We start from the raw sequence: 14,052 nt of genomic DNA, 5'->3' as shown, positions 1-14,052 counted from the left end.
AAAGACAAGCAAGGGATGCGTCCTGGGATGCGTCCTGATTTATATTCAACCAAACGGTTGACAAAGCATGTCAGCCGCCCTACTATCAACCATATGGTTGAATATGAATCCACCCGACTCGACGTCGTCTTCCAGGCGCTCTCCGACGGCACCCGGCGGCGGATGTTGCGCAGCCTGAGCGTGCAATCGCGCAGCGTCGGCGAGCTGGCGGCGCCGTTCCAGATCTCGCTGGCCGCCGCTTCCAAGCACATCAAGGTGCTGGAGCGTGCCGGCCTGGTGCAGCGCCGGATCCAGGGCCGCACCCATCTCTGCCAGCTACGCGCCGAGGCGCTGGCTGAAGCCGAACATTGGCTGCAGTACTACCGGCAGTTCTGGGGCGAGCGCCTGGATGCGCTGGAAACCGTACTGCGCGTCGATCCCGCCGAGCCATCCAAAGGAACAACACGATGACTCCTGCTGCTCCCGTGGAAGTCCGCGTCACCCGCTACTTCGAGGCTTCGCCCGAGCGCGTATTCGATGCCTGGCTGGTGCCGCGCACGCTGGGCCAATGGATGTTCGGACCGCGCGTGCGCGACGAGAACGTGGTCCGCCTGGACGTGGATCCGCGCGTGGGCGGCAGCTTCTCCCTCAAGGTCGAGCGCAACGGCGAGCTCATCGACCACGTCGGCCAGTACCTGCGAATCGAGCGCCCGCATCGCCTCATCTTCACCTGGGCGGTCAAGGACGACTCGGACGACGCGCCCAGCGAAGTGCATATCGACATCGAGGCCAGCGGCAGCGGCTGCGTGCTCACCCTGGTACACCGCATGGACGCGAAGTGGAGCGACTACGCCGATCGCACCCGCCATGGCTGGACCACGATGCTCGATGCGCTCGCCGACCTGTTCACCTGATCCCCGTCAGCGGAGAGAAACGCCATGAATAACGCCATGAATACTGCTTACGCCACGCTTGTCGCAGCGGACACGGTCCGCTTCGAGCGCATCCTGCCCGGCCCGGTCGAACGGGTCTGGGCCTTTCTCACCGAATCGGACAAGCGCGCGCAGTGGCTCGCGGCCGGCGAGATGGAATTACGCGAGGGAGGGAGCGTCGAGCTCGTGTTCCGCAATTCGGAGCTCACCGCAAACGACGATCCGCCGCCGGAGAAGTACGCCAGATACGGGGCCGAAAGCCGTATGCACGGCCGCATCATCGCCTGCGAGCCACCGCGGCTGCTCGCCTATACCTGGGACGGGACTTCGGAAGTCCGCTTCGAACTCAGCGCGCAGGGCGATGAAGTGCGGTTGCTGCTGACCCACACCCGCCTGCCCGACCGCGAGCAGATGCTCAGCGTCGCCGGCGGATGGCACACGCACCTGGATATCCTGGTCGATCGCCTCGATGGCCGCATGTCGCCAGGCTTCTGGACCACGCACACACGCCTGGAAGCCGAGTACGCGCAACGCATTCCGTGATCCATAGGGTGGGCCCCGGCCCACCGGCGATACCCTCAGCGCAGGAACAGATACGGCAACGCCAGGGTCAACGCGACGATGCCGATGATCGCCACGAGCACGCCCAGCACGTATCCCGGCCGCTGGCGCAGCAGGCTGGCGAAGGTTTCCGCGCTGCCGTCGCTGCGCGCGGCGGCACGGTCGGCTTGCGCACGCTGCCTGCGTTGCGCCTGGTATTCGGCCATCAGGGCCTTGGCCCTGGCGATCTGCGCATCTTCGCGGATCCAGATCCCGCCCGACGAAATGCCCCATGAGCTGGGTTCTGTTTCGTAGAACTCGATGCCACTGTCCTTGAGCCAATCGCGTACTTCATCGGCTTCATCGTCGGGCACGTTGCGCAGGTTGAGCAGGAGTTTGGCCATGCGCACATGATAGCGGCGCGGCCTGTCCTGCGCTGCAGGCACACACCGCATGCGTTAACCTTTGCGTCTGTCGATCGAAGGAAAAACCATGCGTTTCGCACTACCGCTGCTCGTCCTGCTCGTCCTCACCGCCTGCGCCGACTCCGCTCCCCCACCCGATGGCAGCGTGATCGAACTGCAGCGCATCGACGAAAAGGCAGGTACTGGCGCCGTGGCGACCGCGGGCTCCGATGTGACCGTGCACTACACCGGCTGGTTGTACAGCGAGTCCGCCAAGGACAAGCACGGGCTGAAGTTCGACAGCTCGGTGGATCGCGGCGAACCCTTCACCTTCCTGCTCGGCGCCGGCCAGGTGATCCGCGGCTGGGACGATGGCGTAGCCGGGATGAAGGTCGGCGGCAAGCGCACCCTGCTGATTCCCTCGGACTACGGTTACGGCCGCGATGGCGCGGGAGGCGTGATCCCGCCCAATGCCTCGCTGGTGTTCGAAGTGGAGCTGCTGGGCGTCGAGCCTCACTGATCCTTGACTGGCGTCAGGCGCAGATCCTGGAAATCGAAGCTGAAATCGGTCAACGGCGAAACCGGCTTCATGCGTATTTCGCGGATCATGCCGTCGGCATCCAGGTCGAAATCGACGAAAGCGTCGGCATTCAGGCCGCGGTCGCGCCAGTGCACGATGAAAGTATCGTGCTGCCAGTGCTCCAGTTCGCCGACCAGCTGCGCTGTGTGGCTGAAGCGCAACACCAGCTTGCCGCGCTGCTCCGCGACAGCCACGTCGCCATACCAGGCATCGCGATAGGTTCCCGCATACTTCGCCAGCGGTAATGAAGGCCTGGATTGCGTATCGCGCGCGGCGACGTGCTTGCGCCAGCTGTCTTCGGCTTCGCTTTGCTTCTTGGCCATGCCCGCAGCGTAGGCGGCGATCCAGTCGCTCTTCGGCGCGTCCGCATAGGCGTCCAGCGCGCGCAGGGTGATGGCGTGGAACGCGGCGCCCACCTCCTGGTTGGTCAGCACCACGATGCCGAGCTTCTGCTCGGGCACCAGGGTCACGCGCGACACCATTCCCGGCCAGCCGCCGGTATGCCAGACCAGCTTGCGGCCGCGGTAATCGGACAGATTCCAGCCTTCGCCATAGCCGAGGAAGTCAGGACTTGCAGCGGCCAGTTGCGGTACCGGCGGCGTCGGTATCGGAATGGGCGTGATCATCGACCACATCTCCTGCTGGCGCTTGGCGCTGAACAAGCGCTTCGCCTGTTCGCCTTCGCCGGAAATCACCCCGCCATCCAACTGCAACCGCATCCACTTGCCCATGTCGTGCACGCTGGAATAGATTCCGCCCGCACCAGCCACGTTCGACCAGGTCATGCGCGGAACCGCTTGCAGTTCGGTGAAGCCGGCCTTGGCATGGCCGGTTGCGACCTTGTCGCCAGGCTTGAGGTGGTCGCTGTTATAGCGGGTTTCCGCCATGTCCAGCGGCATGAAGATGCGCGACTGCAGGAACTCGCGATAGGACTGCCCGCTGGCCTGTTCCACCACCAGTTGGGCCACACCGAAGAGGATGTTGTCGTAGGCGTACTGGTTGCGGAAGCTTCCTGTCAACGGCACGTCGCGCAGGCGACGCGCTACTTCCTCATTGCTGTAGTCGGTAGTGGGCCAGTAAAGCAGATCGCCCGCGCCGAGCCCCAGGCCGCTGCGGTGCGCCAGCAGGTCGCGGATGCGCATCTCATGGGTGACGTACGGATCGGACATGCGGAACCAGGGCAGATGCTCGATCACGCGGTCATCCAGCTTCAGCTTGCCTTCGTCGGCGAGTATCGATAGGGATGCCGAGGTGAACGCCTTGGTATTGGAAGCGATGGCGAACAGCGTGTGCGCATCGACCTCGTCTGGCTGGCCCAACTCGCGCACGCCGTAGCCGCGTTCCAGCACCACCTGTCCATCCTTGACGATGGCCACTGCTATCCCTGGCACATCGAACTGCTTGCGCACTTCTTCCACATAGGCGTCGAAGTCCTGCAACTGCGCGGGCAGGCTCTCCGGGGATGCCTGCGCACGGGCGATGCCCGGGAACAGGAGCAAGGACAACAGCAGGCAGGCGATCGGTGGACTTGCAAGGAAACTTGGCATGGCTTGATCGATTCTCGATCCAGGGTCGGAACCGCGACGATACCGCATCGATTGGCGACGGCGACCGCCGGGCATAATACGTACATGGATATCGCCCCCGGCACGAACAGACGATTGGCCGTGATAGGCGGCGGACCCGCCGGATTGATGGCCGCGGAAACGGCCCGCGCCGCCGGGCTCGAAGTCGATGTGTATGAAGCCAAGGGATCGGTGGGACGCAAGTTCCTGATCGCCGGCAAGGGCGGGTTGAACCTGACCCATTCGGAGCCCATGCCAGCATTCGTGCGCCGCTTCCGCGAGCGATCCGATGAAGTCGGCGCCTGGCTGCGTGAATTCGATGCCGGCGCCCTGCGCGAATGGGCGCGCGGGCTGGGCGTGGAAACCTTCGTCGGCAGTTCCGGGCGCGTGTTTCCCTCCGATCTCAAGGCCGCGCCATTGCTGCGCGGCTGGGTGCGGCGCCTGCGCGAAAGCGGCGTGCGCTTCCATGTGCACCATCGCTGGCTGGGCTGGAATGGCGACGCCTTGCGCTTCGCCACGCCTGAAGGCGAAACCGGACTGCACGCCGACGCGGCGATCCTTGCGCTCGGTGGCGGCAGCTGGCCGCAACTCGGCTCCGATGGCGCCTGGCAATCGCTGCTGGTCGCGCGCGGCGTCGAGGTCGCGCCGCTTCAGCCCGCCAATTGCGGATTCGATATCGATTGGAGCGAGCACCTCGCCAGCCGCCATGCAGGCGCGCCGCTGAAACCCGTGGTCGCCCATTGGCGCGATGCCGAAGGTCGCGAACACGAACTCCAGGGCGAATGCGTGATCAGCGTCGAGGGTATCGAAGGCAGCCTGGTCTACGCGCTGTCGGCGGAATTGCGCGAGGCCATCGCGCGCAACGGACACACCACCCTGCAGTTGGATCTGGCGCCCGGACGCAGCCTGGAACGCTTGCAGAAGGAGCTGGCGAAACCGCGCGGCCACCGCAGCGTCAGCGAACACCTGCGCCGGCAGGCCGGGATCGAGGGGGTCAAGGCCGCCTTGCTCTACGAAGTGCTGGACAAGTCGCAGCGGGACAATCCTGTCTCGCTCGCACGCACCATCCATCGCCTGCCGCTTACCTTGAAACGCCCGCGCCCCATGGCCGAAGCCATCAGCAGCGCCGGTGGCGTACGCCTGGAAACGATGGACGAGCGCTTGATGCTGAAGGCATCGCCCGGCACCTTCTGCGCAGGCGAAATGCTGGACTGGGAAGCGCCGACCGGCGGTTACCTGCTGAGCGCCTGCTTCGCCAGCGGCCGCCGCGCCGGCAAGGGCGCGGCGACTTGGCTGCAGGAATCTACGCCGCTCCGATCTGGGCGCTCTTAATCTGGTCGTCCGCTATGGCCCGGCAAGGAATGCTTTCCTGCCTGCAGCGATCGCGGACGTGGCAACAGCATAGTCATTCGCATGTTGAAAAACGGTTAGGTTTCCGCGTCATCCTCATGACATGCGGCGATCAGTTCAGAATGGGAACGGCAATCCCAGATAGGGCGCCAGCAACCAGTACACGCCGGCGATCACCAGCGCCCACATCGCCAGCTTCAGCGCGAAACCGGCGACCTTGATCGCCAGATAGATGCCCACGACGATCAGTACGATTCCTACCAGGCTCATCTCCATCCTCCGGAAAAACGCATTGGGTCAGGAAGGCTTCCGCTTGCCCTGCTTCCTGGCTTGCGCGGCAACGAACATGTTGTCGACCAGGTTCGGATAGGCGCGTCCCGCGGCGGCGGCGCGTTGCCTGGCCTGCTCGACCTGTTCGGGCGTCAGCTTGGTATGCGCTTCCGCATTAAGGGGATTCTTGCGATCCCAGGGTTTCGGTGAACGATTGGTCATTTCTTGGATTCCGGTTCAGTAATTGCCCATGAAGTCGCGCTTGCCGACTTCCACGCCATTGTGCCGCAGCAGGTCGTAAGCGGTGGTGGCGTGGAAGAAGAACTGCGGCAGTCCGTAATGCAGCAGGTAGTGTTGGCCGGGCATGCGCCGTTCCTTGGGGGTGCCGGGACGCAGGACGACTTCACGCGTGTCGGCGCCATCGAAGCCTGCGCTGTCCAGTCCGCCGATGAAGTCCAGGGTGGCGGTGATCAGCGCCCGCAGGTCCGCGAAAGTCTTTTGACCTGCATCGATGACCGGCAATTCGGCCCCTGCCAGTCTTCCGGAGACGCCCCGGGCGAAATCGCAGGCGATCTGCACCTGCTTCAGCAGCGGGAACATGTCGGGGAACAGCCGCGCCTGCAGCAACGCGTCCGGATCGATCTTGCGTTCGGTAGCGTGGGCCTCGGCCTTGGCCAGCAACTGGTCGAGACTGCCGAGCAATTGCCGGAACACGGGAACGGAAGCGGCGTACAGGGAAATGGTCATCGGAATTCCTCTTGAAAAATAAGATGTTGTGGGAGCGGCGTAAGCCGCGATTGCCTAGCGCAAGGGCTTCGCGGCTTACGCCGCTCCCACAGGTAAAAAGTTGGCGGTCAATCCTGTTCGGCGGCGGCCTCGCGTCCCTGCTGGCGGATCAACGCTTCCTCGCGCGCATCGTTGATCGCATCGCGGACGCCATCCAGGTCCACGCTGCGCTCGTCGTGCACGAACTTGCCGGTAAGCGGCGTATCCGGCAGCAGGTCGCCAGCCTCGAACAGCGCCCACATTTCCTCGCCATACCAGGTATCGAGCAATTCGGGGGCGAAGGCGCCCAGCGTGGCGGTCAGGTTGTTGACGTCGCGCAGCAGCATCGCCCGCGCGGCGTTGTTGCCGCCGGCGCTGACCACCTGCGGGAAATCGATCACCACCGGGCCCTCGGCGCCGACCAGCACGTTATAGGCCGACAGGTCGCCATGGATCAGGCCGACGCACAGCATCAGCACCACCTGGCGGACCAGGAAGGCGTGGTATTCGCGGGCTTCCTCCGCCTCCAGCTGCAGTTCGCCCAGGCGCGGCGCGGAGAATCCTTCCGCATCGGTGACCAGCTCCATCACCAGCACGCCGTGGAAGTAGCCGTACGGCCGCGGCACGCGCACCCCGGCTTCGAGCAGTTGGTACAGCGCATCGACCTCGGTGTTCTTCCAGGCCGTTTCCTGCTGCTTGCGCCCGTACTTGCTGGCCTTGCCGATCGCACGCGCCTCGCGGCTGCCACGCACCTTGCGCCCTTCCTGGTATTGCACGCGCTGTTTGAAGCTGCGCTGGGCCATGTCCTTGTAGACCTTGGCGCAACGCACGTCGTCGCCGACGCGGACCACGTACACGGCCGCTTCCTTGCCGCTCTTCAGCGGGCGCATCACTTCGTCGATCACGCCGTCATCGATCAGCGCTTGCAGGCCTTCCGGGGTCTTCATCCAGTACATGGTTCGGCTTGGGGGCGCCCATTGTGCCTGTCCGGCGGCCGGAACCGGGGAAAACGGCGGTTTCCGGGGTCAGCGCTTACACTGCATGCCCGCAAACGCACGACTTTCCCATGTCCGAACCCGTCCGTCTGGCCAAACGCGTCGCCGAACTCGCCGGCTGTTCCCGGCGCGAGGCCGACCAGTACATCCAGGGCGGCTGGGTGACCGTGGACGGCGAAGTGATCGATGCCCCGCAGCACCCGATCACCACCCAGACCGTGCTGATCGATCCGGAAGCGGACCTGGAAGCGGCCGAACCCGCGACCCTGCTGCTGCACAAGCCCGCCGGCATCGCATTCGACGCTTCGCCGAAGCTGGCGACGCCCGCAAGCCATACCGCAGGCGACGACCCCGGCGTGCGGGTACTCAAGCGCCATTTCGTGCGCCTGACCCCGCTGATGCCGATGGACGAAGAAGCCAGCGGCCTGGTGGTGTTGAGCCAGGACGGCCGCGTATGGCGGCGGCTGAGTGAAGATGCGGACATGATCGAACAGGAATTCGTGGTGGAAGTGGAAGGCGAGCTGGCGCCCTACGGCCTGCCCAGACTTTGCGACGGCATGCTCTACCAGGGCCGCGCCCTGCCCAGGGCCAAGGTCAGCTGGCAGAGCGAGAACCGCTTGCGCTTCGCGATCAAGGCGGTGCGCCCCGGCCAGTTGCGGCACATGTGCGGGCAGGTAGGCCTGGATGTGCTGTCGATCCGCCGCATCCGCATCGGCCGCATTCCGCTCAGCAAGATGCCGGTCGGCGAATGGCGTTACCTGCCGGTCGCCGAACGCTTCTGAATAGCAACTGCTCCGACCGGCCCGATGGCGAATGCAGCGATTGACGCCACCCTGTCGGCTTGCCGACACTAGGCACCCGATCCACACCGACGAGAGGCCCGTATGAGCAAGGGAATGGACCAGAAGAAAAGCGAAAAGAAGGCGCCGACCAAGACCTTGAAGGAAAAGCGCGCCGAGAAGCAGGAAAAGAAGAAGAACAAGTAAGCAAGCGCTTCACGATACAAGGGCGGATTCCTACGGGAGCCGCCCTTTTTTTGTAGAGCCGAGCTTGCTCGGCTGCTTTTGATTCAATACCAGGAGCAGCCGAGCAAGCTCGGCTCTACAAGGCTAGACCGCCGCAGTCACGACGATTTCTATCTTCCACTTCGGATCGGCCAATCCGGCCTGCACGGTGGCACGGGTCGGCGCATTGTCCGGGGCTACCCAAGCTTCCCAGACCTCGTTCATCGCCGCGAAATCGCCCAGGTCGGGAAGGAATATCTGCGCGTGCAGGATCCGGCTCTTGTCGCTGCCGGCCTGCGCCAGCAAAGCATCGATGGCCTCTAGCACCTGCCGGGTCTGGCCCTGGATAGTGGCGCTGGTGTCGTCGGCGATCTGGCCCGACAGATAAACCGTGCCGTTGTGCACGGCCATTTCCGACAGACGCTTGCCTACTTCGAATCGCTGGATCATGTGTGTCCTCCGCGGACCGTCAGGGTGACGGCCATCCTACCGCGCATCCCCCGATATCCCGTGGGATATCCTGCGAGCCGACACGGATCGGTCCGATCCTGCTGCAGGGAATGCACCTTGAGCGAAACCGCCGCCTCCACGCCGAAACCGCTGAAACAGCGCGCCCGGGTCTGGTTCAAACGTTTCTTGCTGATATCGCTCGCGTGTTATCTGGCAATGGCCGTGTACCAGGTCTGGAAGCCCTTGCCGGAAGGTATCGGCCAGGAATTCCCGCTGCGGCCCGCCGGCGCGGTGACCCTGCTGACCGATGTCACCTACCTCGACGCCGCCGGCGTCCGACATAGCGACCAGCAGGTTTTCGATGAGGCGCTGCGCCTGATCGGGCAGGCACGCCAGGCGGTCGTGCTGGACATGTTCCTGTTCAACGATTTTTCCGGCACCGGCGCCGCACCCCCCTTGCGCCCGCTCAGCGCGCAACTCACCCACGCCCTGGTCGAGCGCAAACGGGCCGTTCCCGGCTTGCAGGCGGTGCTGATCACCGATCCCATCAACACGCTTTACGGCGGCATGCCTTCGAAACATCTCGATGCCTTGCGCGCGGCCGGCATCGAAGTGGTGGTTACCGACCTGGCCCGGTTACGCACGCCGAACCCGGCCTGGTCCGGCTTCTGGCAACTGTGCTGCCGCTGGGCCGGCAACAGCGGGGACGGCGGCTGGCTGCCCAGCCCGTTCGGCCAGGGCAAGGTCACGCTGCGCAGTTACCTGGCCCTGCTCAACCTCAACGCCAACCACCGCAAGACCCTGGTGGCGGATACGGGCGACGGCTGGGCCGGGCTGGTGGCCAGCGCCAACCCGCACGACGGCAGCAGCGCGCATGGCAATGTCGCGCTGCGATTCGACGGCGCCGCGGCGCTCGACCTGCTGCGCAGCGAGCGTGCGGTGGCGGCCCTGTCTGGCGCTCGCTGGCCACAGGCGCTAGCCGCCGCACAAACCGGCCCGGCATCCGATGCGGGCACAGCCGAGACGCGCGTGCAGATCGTCACCGAAGGCCGTATCCGCGACGCCCTGCTCAGCAATGTGGCCAGCGCCAAAGCCGGCGAACAGTTGGATATCGCGGTGTTCTATTTCTCCCACCGCGCCCTGCTGAAAGCCGTAGCCGCCGCCCGGCAACGTGGCGTGCAGGTGCGCGTGCTGCTGGATCCGAACGAGGACGCCTTCGGCCGCAAGAAGAATGGCATCCCCAATCGCCAGGCGGCGCTGGAACTGCACCGGGCCGGCGTGGCGGTGCGCTGGTGCGATACCCATGGCGAGCAATGCCACGCCAAGCTGGTGCTGAGGCGCGGCGTGGATGGCAGTGCGGAGTTGATCGCAGGTTCGGCCAACTACACCCGGCGCAACCTGGACGACTACAACCTGGAAAGCAGTGCGCGCGTATTGGCAACGACCGATGCGGCGGTGATGGAACAGGCGACCGCCTATTTCGAGCAAAGCTGGAACAACGGCGACGGCCGCCGCATCAGCCTGCCCTACTCCGCCTACGAGGACGCTTCGCGCTGGCGCTACTGGCGTTACCGGTTCACCGAAGCCACCGGGCTGTCGAGTTTCTAGCCATCCATCGGGACAGGTCCCCGGCAGCGCCACGAAAATACGCCGTTGTGGGCTCCGGATAAGGCCTGGAACCTGTCGCGAACGAATCATTGAACCGCGGCGGCGACCAGCGGCGTTAAGCTCCGGATTGCGGGCATGGCGTAGGATGCAGTTGTTCACACGCTCCTACGCGCGTCTCGCCCGACCGCAATTCAGTCGCCCGCTTCGCTCCTTATTCCCGCGTCCCTGGCCCGCATCGGGCTGGTCCCGTATCGGGATTGTTCCCGCGACGCTTTTCCTGGAGCCACCATGCCGGGCTATTCCACCCGCATGCTTACGGTCCGTCTCGGCGGCCATGATTACCGCATCCGCGCGCTCAGCGACCTGCAGCAATTCGCCGACCCCACCGGCCATGCGCAGCGCGCGGGCATTTCCTCGTCGCTGTGGAGCCTGTTCGGCCAGGTCTGGCCTTCCGGCCGCGTGCTTGCCGAGGCCATGAGCGGCTTCGATGTTGCTGGCAAGCGCATCCTGGAACTGGGCTGCGGGCTGGGACTGTCCAGCCTGGTGCTCGCACATCGCGGCGCCGACGTGGTGGCCAGCGATCACCACCCGCTGGCCGAACCGTTCCTGGCCTACAACGCCGGCCTCAACGACCTGCCGGCGGTGACTTATCGCGACCTGCCGTGGGCGGTGCCCGACGCCACCCTGGGCAGCTTCGACCTGATCATCGGCAGCGACATCCTGTACGAACGCGATCATGCGGCGCAGATCGCAGCCATGATGCTGCGCCATGCGAAGCCCGATGCCGAGCTCCTGGTCACCGATCCTGGCCGCGGCAACAGCGGTCCGTTCACCCGCGCCATGGCCACGCAAGGCTACGAAGTCGTCGAGATCCGCAGCCGTTTTGACGAGAAGGACAGCGAACCCTTCCGCGGCCGTCTGCTCAGCTACCGGCGCGGCGCGCCGATGGCCAATGCGCCGCGGATGCTGCAATGAGCACTATCCCCTTGCAACTGCAGCAGGAAGGCGTCGACGCCACCGTGTCGTGCACGACCTGCGATGCGGTGTGCTGCCGCCTGACCGTGGTGGTGATGCCGGAAGACGTGGTGCCACGCCACCTGGTGGAACGCAACGACCACGGAGTGGAAGTGATGGCGCACGGCGAGGATGGCTGGTGCGTGGCGATCGACCCCTTGCGCATGTGCTGCAGCATCTACGACCAGCGCCCCGGCATCTGCCGCAAGTTCGCCATGGGCAGCGAGTACTGCCGCGACGAACGCGAGACCTACCGCACCCGTTACGACCATTTGTAGGAGCGCCCATGGGCGCGAGCTCTTCGATCCGGCCGCGAAAAAACAAGAACTCGCGCCCATGGGCGCTCCTACGGTCGTTGTTGCCGCGCGCGCCAGGCCGCCAGGTCCTTCTCGTAACGCGCCAACGCCGCCTCGTAGACGTCGTAAACGCAGTTCACGCAGCCCTCGCCGCAGCAATCGGCAGGGTCCGGCTCGCTGGGACGCTTCGGTGGCGGGTCGTCATCGGGTTCCATGGGCTTACTGTAGCGCCGCGAACCGGTATGGTTGCAGCATGCAACCGCTGAAATACCTGATCGGCTATCCCGAACACCTGCAGGCCCAGGTCCGCACCCTGATCGAAGAGGACCGGTTGGGCGGCATCCTGCGCGACAAGTACGGCGAATCGCACGCGGTGCGCAACGACCGCCAACTGTACGAGTACACAGTGCAGATGAAGGACCGCTACCTGCGCAAGGCCGAACCACTGAACAAGGTCGTCTACGACGGCAAGCTGCAGGTGGTGAAGCATGCGCTGGGCACCCATACCACCGTGTCGCGCGTGCAAGGCAGCAAATTGAAGGCCAGCCGCGAGATCCGCATCGCCAGCGTGTTCCGCGAGGCACCGGCCGAATTCCTGAAGATGATCGTGATCCACGAACTGGCCCACCTGAAGGAGAACGAGCACAACAAGCCGTTCTACCAATTGTGCATGCACATGGCCCCGGACTACCACCAGCTCGAGTTCGACCTGCGGCTGTACCTGACGCATCTGCAATGCGGGAAGCCGCAAGCGAATCCAGGGGATGACGACTTCACTATTTCTTTCCTGTCGCCCGCTCCAGGTTCCTTCTCGCCGCCGCGTCATGGCGCTGGTGGAAAAACTCGCTGAGGAAGATGCGCTCGCGCGCGAGCAATCCCTTGAGGAAACGCCTGCGATTGAGCCTGAACAGGAAACCCGGCACGTGGCCGCGGTATTCCTCCTCGATGCCGCGGTCGTAGGCGTCGAACACCGTGGATTCCGCGCCGAGGATGGCCATGTCGCAATCCAGGAAATGACGCGTATCCAGGCCGAACCCGTCGTCACCGAAATCGCCAGGCGAGAATTGTCCATGGCGGGCGGTAAGGTCGATCAACTCGGCGACACGCAATGTGTCGATACCGGCTTCCGGCAACCATTGCGCGATCTGTTCCATCGCCAGCGCGGCCGAACGCGATTCGTTGTCCTTGCGCCCCGCTTCGTAGATCGCGTCGTGGTAAAGCACCGCCAGGTAGACCTCCCTCGGCTGGGTCCATCCCGGGCCGGCGCTTACCTCGGCGAAATGGCGCAACACTTCCTGTACATGGTGGAAGCCGTGGTAGGCGCGCGGCGGCGTCGCATACGCCGATTCCAGCGCGGACAGCATCGCAGTGGGCAGGGTCAGGGGTGCGGACATGTCGACCTCAGCAGGAATCCCATACGTCTTGCCACGGGCAACCATATCGACAGAGCATCGTGTTCCGACCTTGCAAGGAAGAACAAGGATTGCGCAGGGTGCATGGGTTGCCTGCTCATTTCGTTTCTCCCAGCCAGGCCAGCGCCTCGACCTCGGAACTGAATATGTTGCCGGGCAAGTTGAAGTTCGCCGCGGCAATCACGCCGAATTTCTCCGGGTCGATGAACCTGGGCGGCGCCACCATCGCGATCTTCAGCACGCCCTCTGCCGCTTCCGCCCAGGTACGCACCATGACGTGCCGCTCGGCGACACCAGGCAGCTCGAAACGAACCTCCAGAATGTCGACCAGCAAGGCGCGGAGCCCGCCCTCCCTGGCCGTCACTATCGCTTCGCGGATGGCTTTTACCGCCTGCTGGAATCCAAGATTTCCCGGCAGCCGGCAGTAGCCGACGCCGTCCACTAGTTCGATGCGATTCGATGCCGCCATATCCCGGCCTCTCCCGGACCGTAGAAGGCCCGCCGTGGAAATCAGGGCATGACTATAAGGCTCAGAGCAACCGGGTGCCCAGAGGAACGTCCTTGTCGGGCACGCACAGGACGACATCGCCATTGCCGTCATGGAAGCCGGTGACCAGGCATTCCGAGATCAGCGGGCCGATCTGCTTGCCGGGGAAGTTGACCACCGCCACCACCAGCCTGCCGACCAGTTGTTCCGGCGCGTACAGCGCGGTGATCTGCGCGCTGGACTTGCGCACGCCGATGACGTCGCCGAAGTCCACCTGCAGCACATAGGCCGGCTTGCGCGCTTCGGGAAACGGCTTGGCGCTGAGGATGCGGCCCACGCGCAGTTCCACTTTCTCGAAATCGCTCCAGGAAATCGTCTGCACCGGTCTTGTCCTCCCTGTT

Annotated in this window: 20 protein-coding genes and 1 pseudogene; 10 read left to right on the top strand and 11 right to left on the bottom strand. The window is 64.6% G+C overall.

Annotated features, from left to right (window positions below; translation table 11 throughout):
* The first annotated feature begins 93 nt into the window (after positions 1 to 93).
* From CSC74_RS02030 to CSC74_RS02020, 3 genes are read left to right on the top strand one after another with little or no spacing between them, the layout of a single operon-like run.
* Positions 94 to 450, top strand: a complete 357-nt coding sequence (locus CSC74_RS02030) for an ArsR/SmtB family transcription factor (RefSeq protein ID WP_162312750.1) — start codon at positions 94 to 96, stop codon at positions 448 to 450.
* Positions 447 to 893 carry an SRPBCC family protein gene (locus CSC74_RS02025; protein WP_162312749.1) on the top strand — a complete coding sequence of 149 codons (447 nt, stop codon included), beginning with the start codon at positions 447 to 449 and terminating at the stop codon, positions 891 to 893. The genes CSC74_RS02030 and CSC74_RS02025 overlap by 4 nt, the downstream gene beginning before the upstream one ends.
* Before the next feature lie 36 nt (positions 894 to 929).
* Complete coding sequence (locus tag CSC74_RS02020; protein WP_162312748.1) at positions 930 to 1,454, top strand: SRPBCC family protein; 525 nt, start codon at positions 930 to 932, stop codon at positions 1,452 to 1,454.
* Positions 1,455 to 1,489: 35 nt separating this feature from the next.
* On the opposite strand, the gene CSC74_RS02015 is transcribed toward CSC74_RS02020, so the two are convergent.
* A complete protein-coding gene (locus CSC74_RS02015) occupies positions 1,490 to 1,855 on the bottom strand; it encodes a DUF6164 family protein (protein WP_162312747.1) in 366 nt (121 codons plus the stop codon).
* Between the two features lie 88 nt (positions 1,856 to 1,943).
* Between CSC74_RS02015 and CSC74_RS02010 the strand changes: the two genes are divergently transcribed.
* On the top strand, positions 1,944 to 2,375 hold the full coding sequence (locus CSC74_RS02010) for an FKBP-type peptidyl-prolyl cis-trans isomerase (RefSeq protein ID WP_162312746.1): 432 nt from the start codon (positions 1,944 to 1,946) through the stop codon (positions 2,373 to 2,375).
* Here the strand turns inward: CSC74_RS02010 and CSC74_RS02005 are convergent.
* Positions 2,369 to 3,982, bottom strand: coding sequence for a serine hydrolase (locus CSC74_RS02005; RefSeq protein ID WP_162312745.1), 1,614 nt, complete (start codon positions 3,980 to 3,982; stop codon positions 2,369 to 2,371). The two genes, CSC74_RS02010 and CSC74_RS02005, sit on opposite strands and share 7 nt — an antisense overlap.
* An 84-nt stretch (positions 3,983 to 4,066) precedes the next feature.
* Here CSC74_RS02005 and CSC74_RS02000 point away from each other — a divergent pair, with 84 nt between their 5' ends.
* On the top strand, positions 4,067 to 5,332 hold the full coding sequence (locus CSC74_RS02000) for a TIGR03862 family flavoprotein (protein ID WP_162312744.1): 1,266 nt from the start codon (positions 4,067 to 4,069) through the stop codon (positions 5,330 to 5,332).
* Between the two features lie 135 nt (positions 5,333 to 5,467).
* Here the strand turns inward: CSC74_RS02000 and CSC74_RS01995 are convergent, their stop codons facing one another.
* From CSC74_RS01995 to CSC74_RS01980, 4 genes are all read right to left on the bottom strand, one after another.
* The gene (locus tag CSC74_RS01995) at positions 5,468 to 5,620 is read right to left on the bottom strand and encodes a hypothetical protein (protein ID WP_162312743.1); all 153 of its coding nucleotides are present in this window, start codon (positions 5,618 to 5,620) and stop codon (positions 5,468 to 5,470) included.
* 27 nt (positions 5,621 to 5,647) lie between these two features.
* Complete coding sequence (locus CSC74_RS01990) at positions 5,648 to 5,842, bottom strand: hypothetical protein (RefSeq protein ID WP_162312742.1); 195 nt, start codon at positions 5,840 to 5,842, stop codon at positions 5,648 to 5,650.
* A gap of 15 nt (positions 5,843 to 5,857) precedes the next feature.
* On the bottom strand, positions 5,858 to 6,367 hold the full coding sequence (locus CSC74_RS01985; protein ID WP_162312741.1) for a DUF1993 domain-containing protein: 510 nt from the start codon (positions 6,365 to 6,367) through the stop codon (positions 5,858 to 5,860).
* 107 nt (positions 6,368 to 6,474) lie between these two features.
* Positions 6,475 to 7,332 (bottom strand): PA4780 family RIO1-like protein kinase, encoded by an 858-nt coding sequence (locus CSC74_RS01980; protein WP_162313684.1) that lies wholly within the window; start codon positions 7,330 to 7,332, stop codon positions 6,475 to 6,477.
* Positions 7,333 to 7,451: 119 nt separating this feature from the next.
* Here CSC74_RS01980 and CSC74_RS01975 point away from each other — a divergent pair, with 119 nt between their 5' ends.
* Positions 7,452 to 8,162, top strand: coding sequence for an rRNA pseudouridine synthase (locus tag CSC74_RS01975; protein ID WP_162312740.1), 711 nt, complete (start codon positions 7,452 to 7,454; stop codon positions 8,160 to 8,162).
* 327 nt (positions 8,163 to 8,489) lie between these two features.
* Here CSC74_RS01975 and CSC74_RS01970 read toward each other — a convergent pair whose 3' ends face one another.
* Positions 8,490 to 8,834 carry a RidA family protein gene (locus CSC74_RS01970; RefSeq protein WP_162312739.1) on the bottom strand — a complete coding sequence of 115 codons (345 nt, stop codon included), beginning with the start codon at positions 8,832 to 8,834 and terminating at the stop codon, positions 8,490 to 8,492.
* A gap of 117 nt (positions 8,835 to 8,951) precedes the next feature.
* Here CSC74_RS01970 and CSC74_RS01965 point away from each other — a divergent pair, with 117 nt between their 5' ends.
* The 3 genes from CSC74_RS01965 (at position 8,952) to CSC74_RS01955 (ending at position 11,734) form a co-directional block, all read left to right on the top strand.
* Positions 8,952 to 10,442 carry a phospholipase D family protein gene (locus tag CSC74_RS01965; RefSeq protein WP_211369534.1) on the top strand — a complete coding sequence of 497 codons (1,491 nt, stop codon included), beginning with the start codon at positions 8,952 to 8,954 and terminating at the stop codon, positions 10,440 to 10,442.
* Between the two features lie 288 nt (positions 10,443 to 10,730).
* On the top strand, positions 10,731 to 11,417 hold the full coding sequence (locus CSC74_RS01960; RefSeq protein ID WP_162312738.1) for a class I SAM-dependent methyltransferase: 687 nt from the start codon (positions 10,731 to 10,733) through the stop codon (positions 11,415 to 11,417).
* Positions 11,414 to 11,734: a YkgJ family cysteine cluster protein gene (locus CSC74_RS01955; protein ID WP_162312737.1), complete on the top strand. Its 321-nt coding sequence runs from the start codon at positions 11,414 to 11,416 to the stop codon at positions 11,732 to 11,734. The genes CSC74_RS01960 and CSC74_RS01955 overlap by 4 nt, the downstream gene beginning before the upstream one ends.
* 68 nt (positions 11,735 to 11,802) lie before the next feature.
* Here CSC74_RS01955 and CSC74_RS01950 read toward each other — a convergent pair whose 3' ends face one another.
* The gene (locus tag CSC74_RS01950) at positions 11,803 to 11,967 is read right to left on the bottom strand and encodes an oxidoreductase-like domain-containing protein (protein ID WP_162312736.1); all 165 of its coding nucleotides are present in this window, start codon (positions 11,965 to 11,967) and stop codon (positions 11,803 to 11,805) included.
* A 38-nt stretch (positions 11,968 to 12,005) separates the two neighbouring features.
* Here CSC74_RS01950 and CSC74_RS01945 point away from each other — a divergent pair.
* Positions 12,006 to 12,485 (top strand): annotated as a pseudogene (locus tag CSC74_RS01945) (YgjP-like metallopeptidase domain-containing protein); the annotation flags it as partial.
* Between the two features lie 43 nt (positions 12,486 to 12,528).
* Here the strand turns inward: CSC74_RS01945 and CSC74_RS01940 are convergent.
* The 3 genes from CSC74_RS01940 to CSC74_RS01930 all read right to left on the bottom strand — a co-directional run bounded on the left by CSC74_RS01940 (position 12,529) and on the right by CSC74_RS01930 (position 14,033).
* On the bottom strand, positions 12,529 to 13,146 hold the full coding sequence (locus tag CSC74_RS01940; RefSeq protein WP_162312734.1) for an HD domain-containing protein: 618 nt from the start codon (positions 13,144 to 13,146) through the stop codon (positions 12,529 to 12,531).
* Positions 13,147 to 13,261: 115 nt separating this feature from the next.
* On the bottom strand, positions 13,262 to 13,633 hold the full coding sequence (locus CSC74_RS01935) for a hypothetical protein (protein WP_162312733.1): 372 nt from the start codon (positions 13,631 to 13,633) through the stop codon (positions 13,262 to 13,264).
* A 61-nt stretch (positions 13,634 to 13,694) separates the two neighbouring features.
* Positions 13,695 to 14,033, bottom strand: coding sequence for a tRNA-binding protein (locus CSC74_RS01930; RefSeq protein WP_162312732.1), 339 nt, complete (start codon positions 14,031 to 14,033; stop codon positions 13,695 to 13,697).
* Between the last annotated feature and the right edge of the window lie 19 nt (positions 14,034 to 14,052).

The sequence above is a fragment of the Pseudoxanthomonas yeongjuensis genome (assembly GCF_010093345.1).
GTDB classification, from domain to species: domain Bacteria; phylum Pseudomonadota; class Gammaproteobacteria; order Xanthomonadales; family Xanthomonadaceae; genus Pseudoxanthomonas_A; species Pseudoxanthomonas_A yeongjuensis.
This window is presented reverse-complemented; position numbering and strand designations above follow the sequence as displayed.

What these genes read in the sequence shown, in the direction of transcription:
- CSC74_RS02030 (WP_162312750.1), top strand. Translation starts at nt 94, where the DNA reads ATGGTTGAATATGAATCCACCCGACTCGACGTCGTCTTCCAGGCGCTC.
- CSC74_RS02025 (WP_162312749.1), top strand. Translation starts at nt 447, where the DNA reads ATGACTCCTGCTGCTCCCGTGGAAGTCCGCGTCACCCGCTACTTCGAG.
- CSC74_RS02020 (WP_162312748.1), top strand. Translation starts at nt 930, where the DNA reads ATGAATACTGCTTACGCCACGCTTGTCGCAGCGGACACGGTCCGCTTC.
- CSC74_RS02015 (WP_162312747.1), bottom strand. Translation starts at nt 1,855, where the DNA reads ATGGCCAAACTCCTGCTCAACCTGCGCAACGTGCCCGACGATGAAGCC.
- CSC74_RS02010 (WP_162312746.1), top strand. Translation starts at nt 1,944, where the DNA reads ATGCGTTTCGCACTACCGCTGCTCGTCCTGCTCGTCCTCACCGCCTGC.
- CSC74_RS02005 (WP_162312745.1), bottom strand. Translation starts at nt 3,982, where the DNA reads ATGCCAAGTTTCCTTGCAAGTCCACCGATCGCCTGCCTGCTGTTGTCC.
- CSC74_RS02000 (WP_162312744.1), top strand. Translation starts at nt 4,067, where the DNA reads ATGGATATCGCCCCCGGCACGAACAGACGATTGGCCGTGATAGGCGGC.
- CSC74_RS01995 (WP_162312743.1), bottom strand. Translation starts at nt 5,620, where the DNA reads ATGAGCCTGGTAGGAATCGTACTGATCGTCGTGGGCATCTATCTGGCG.
- CSC74_RS01990 (WP_162312742.1), bottom strand. Translation starts at nt 5,842, where the DNA reads ATGACCAATCGTTCACCGAAACCCTGGGATCGCAAGAATCCCCTTAAT.
- CSC74_RS01985 (WP_162312741.1), bottom strand. Translation starts at nt 6,367, where the DNA reads ATGACCATTTCCCTGTACGCCGCTTCCGTTCCCGTGTTCCGGCAATTG.
- CSC74_RS01980 (WP_162313684.1), bottom strand. Translation starts at nt 7,332, where the DNA reads ATGAAGACCCCGGAAGGCCTGCAAGCGCTGATCGATGACGGCGTGATC.
- CSC74_RS01975 (WP_162312740.1), top strand. Translation starts at nt 7,452, where the DNA reads ATGTCCGAACCCGTCCGTCTGGCCAAACGCGTCGCCGAACTCGCCGGC.
- CSC74_RS01970 (WP_162312739.1), bottom strand. Translation starts at nt 8,834, where the DNA reads ATGATCCAGCGATTCGAAGTAGGCAAGCGTCTGTCGGAAATGGCCGTG.
- CSC74_RS01960 (WP_162312738.1), top strand. Translation starts at nt 10,731, where the DNA reads ATGCCGGGCTATTCCACCCGCATGCTTACGGTCCGTCTCGGCGGCCAT.
- CSC74_RS01955 (WP_162312737.1), top strand. Translation starts at nt 11,414, where the DNA reads ATGAGCACTATCCCCTTGCAACTGCAGCAGGAAGGCGTCGACGCCACC.
- CSC74_RS01950 (WP_162312736.1), bottom strand. Translation starts at nt 11,967, where the DNA reads ATGGAACCCGATGACGACCCGCCACCGAAGCGTCCCAGCGAGCCGGAC.
- CSC74_RS01940 (WP_162312734.1), bottom strand. Translation starts at nt 13,146, where the DNA reads ATGTCCGCACCCCTGACCCTGCCCACTGCGATGCTGTCCGCGCTGGAA.
- CSC74_RS01935 (WP_162312733.1), bottom strand. Translation starts at nt 13,633, where the DNA reads ATGGCGGCATCGAATCGCATCGAACTAGTGGACGGCGTCGGCTACTGC.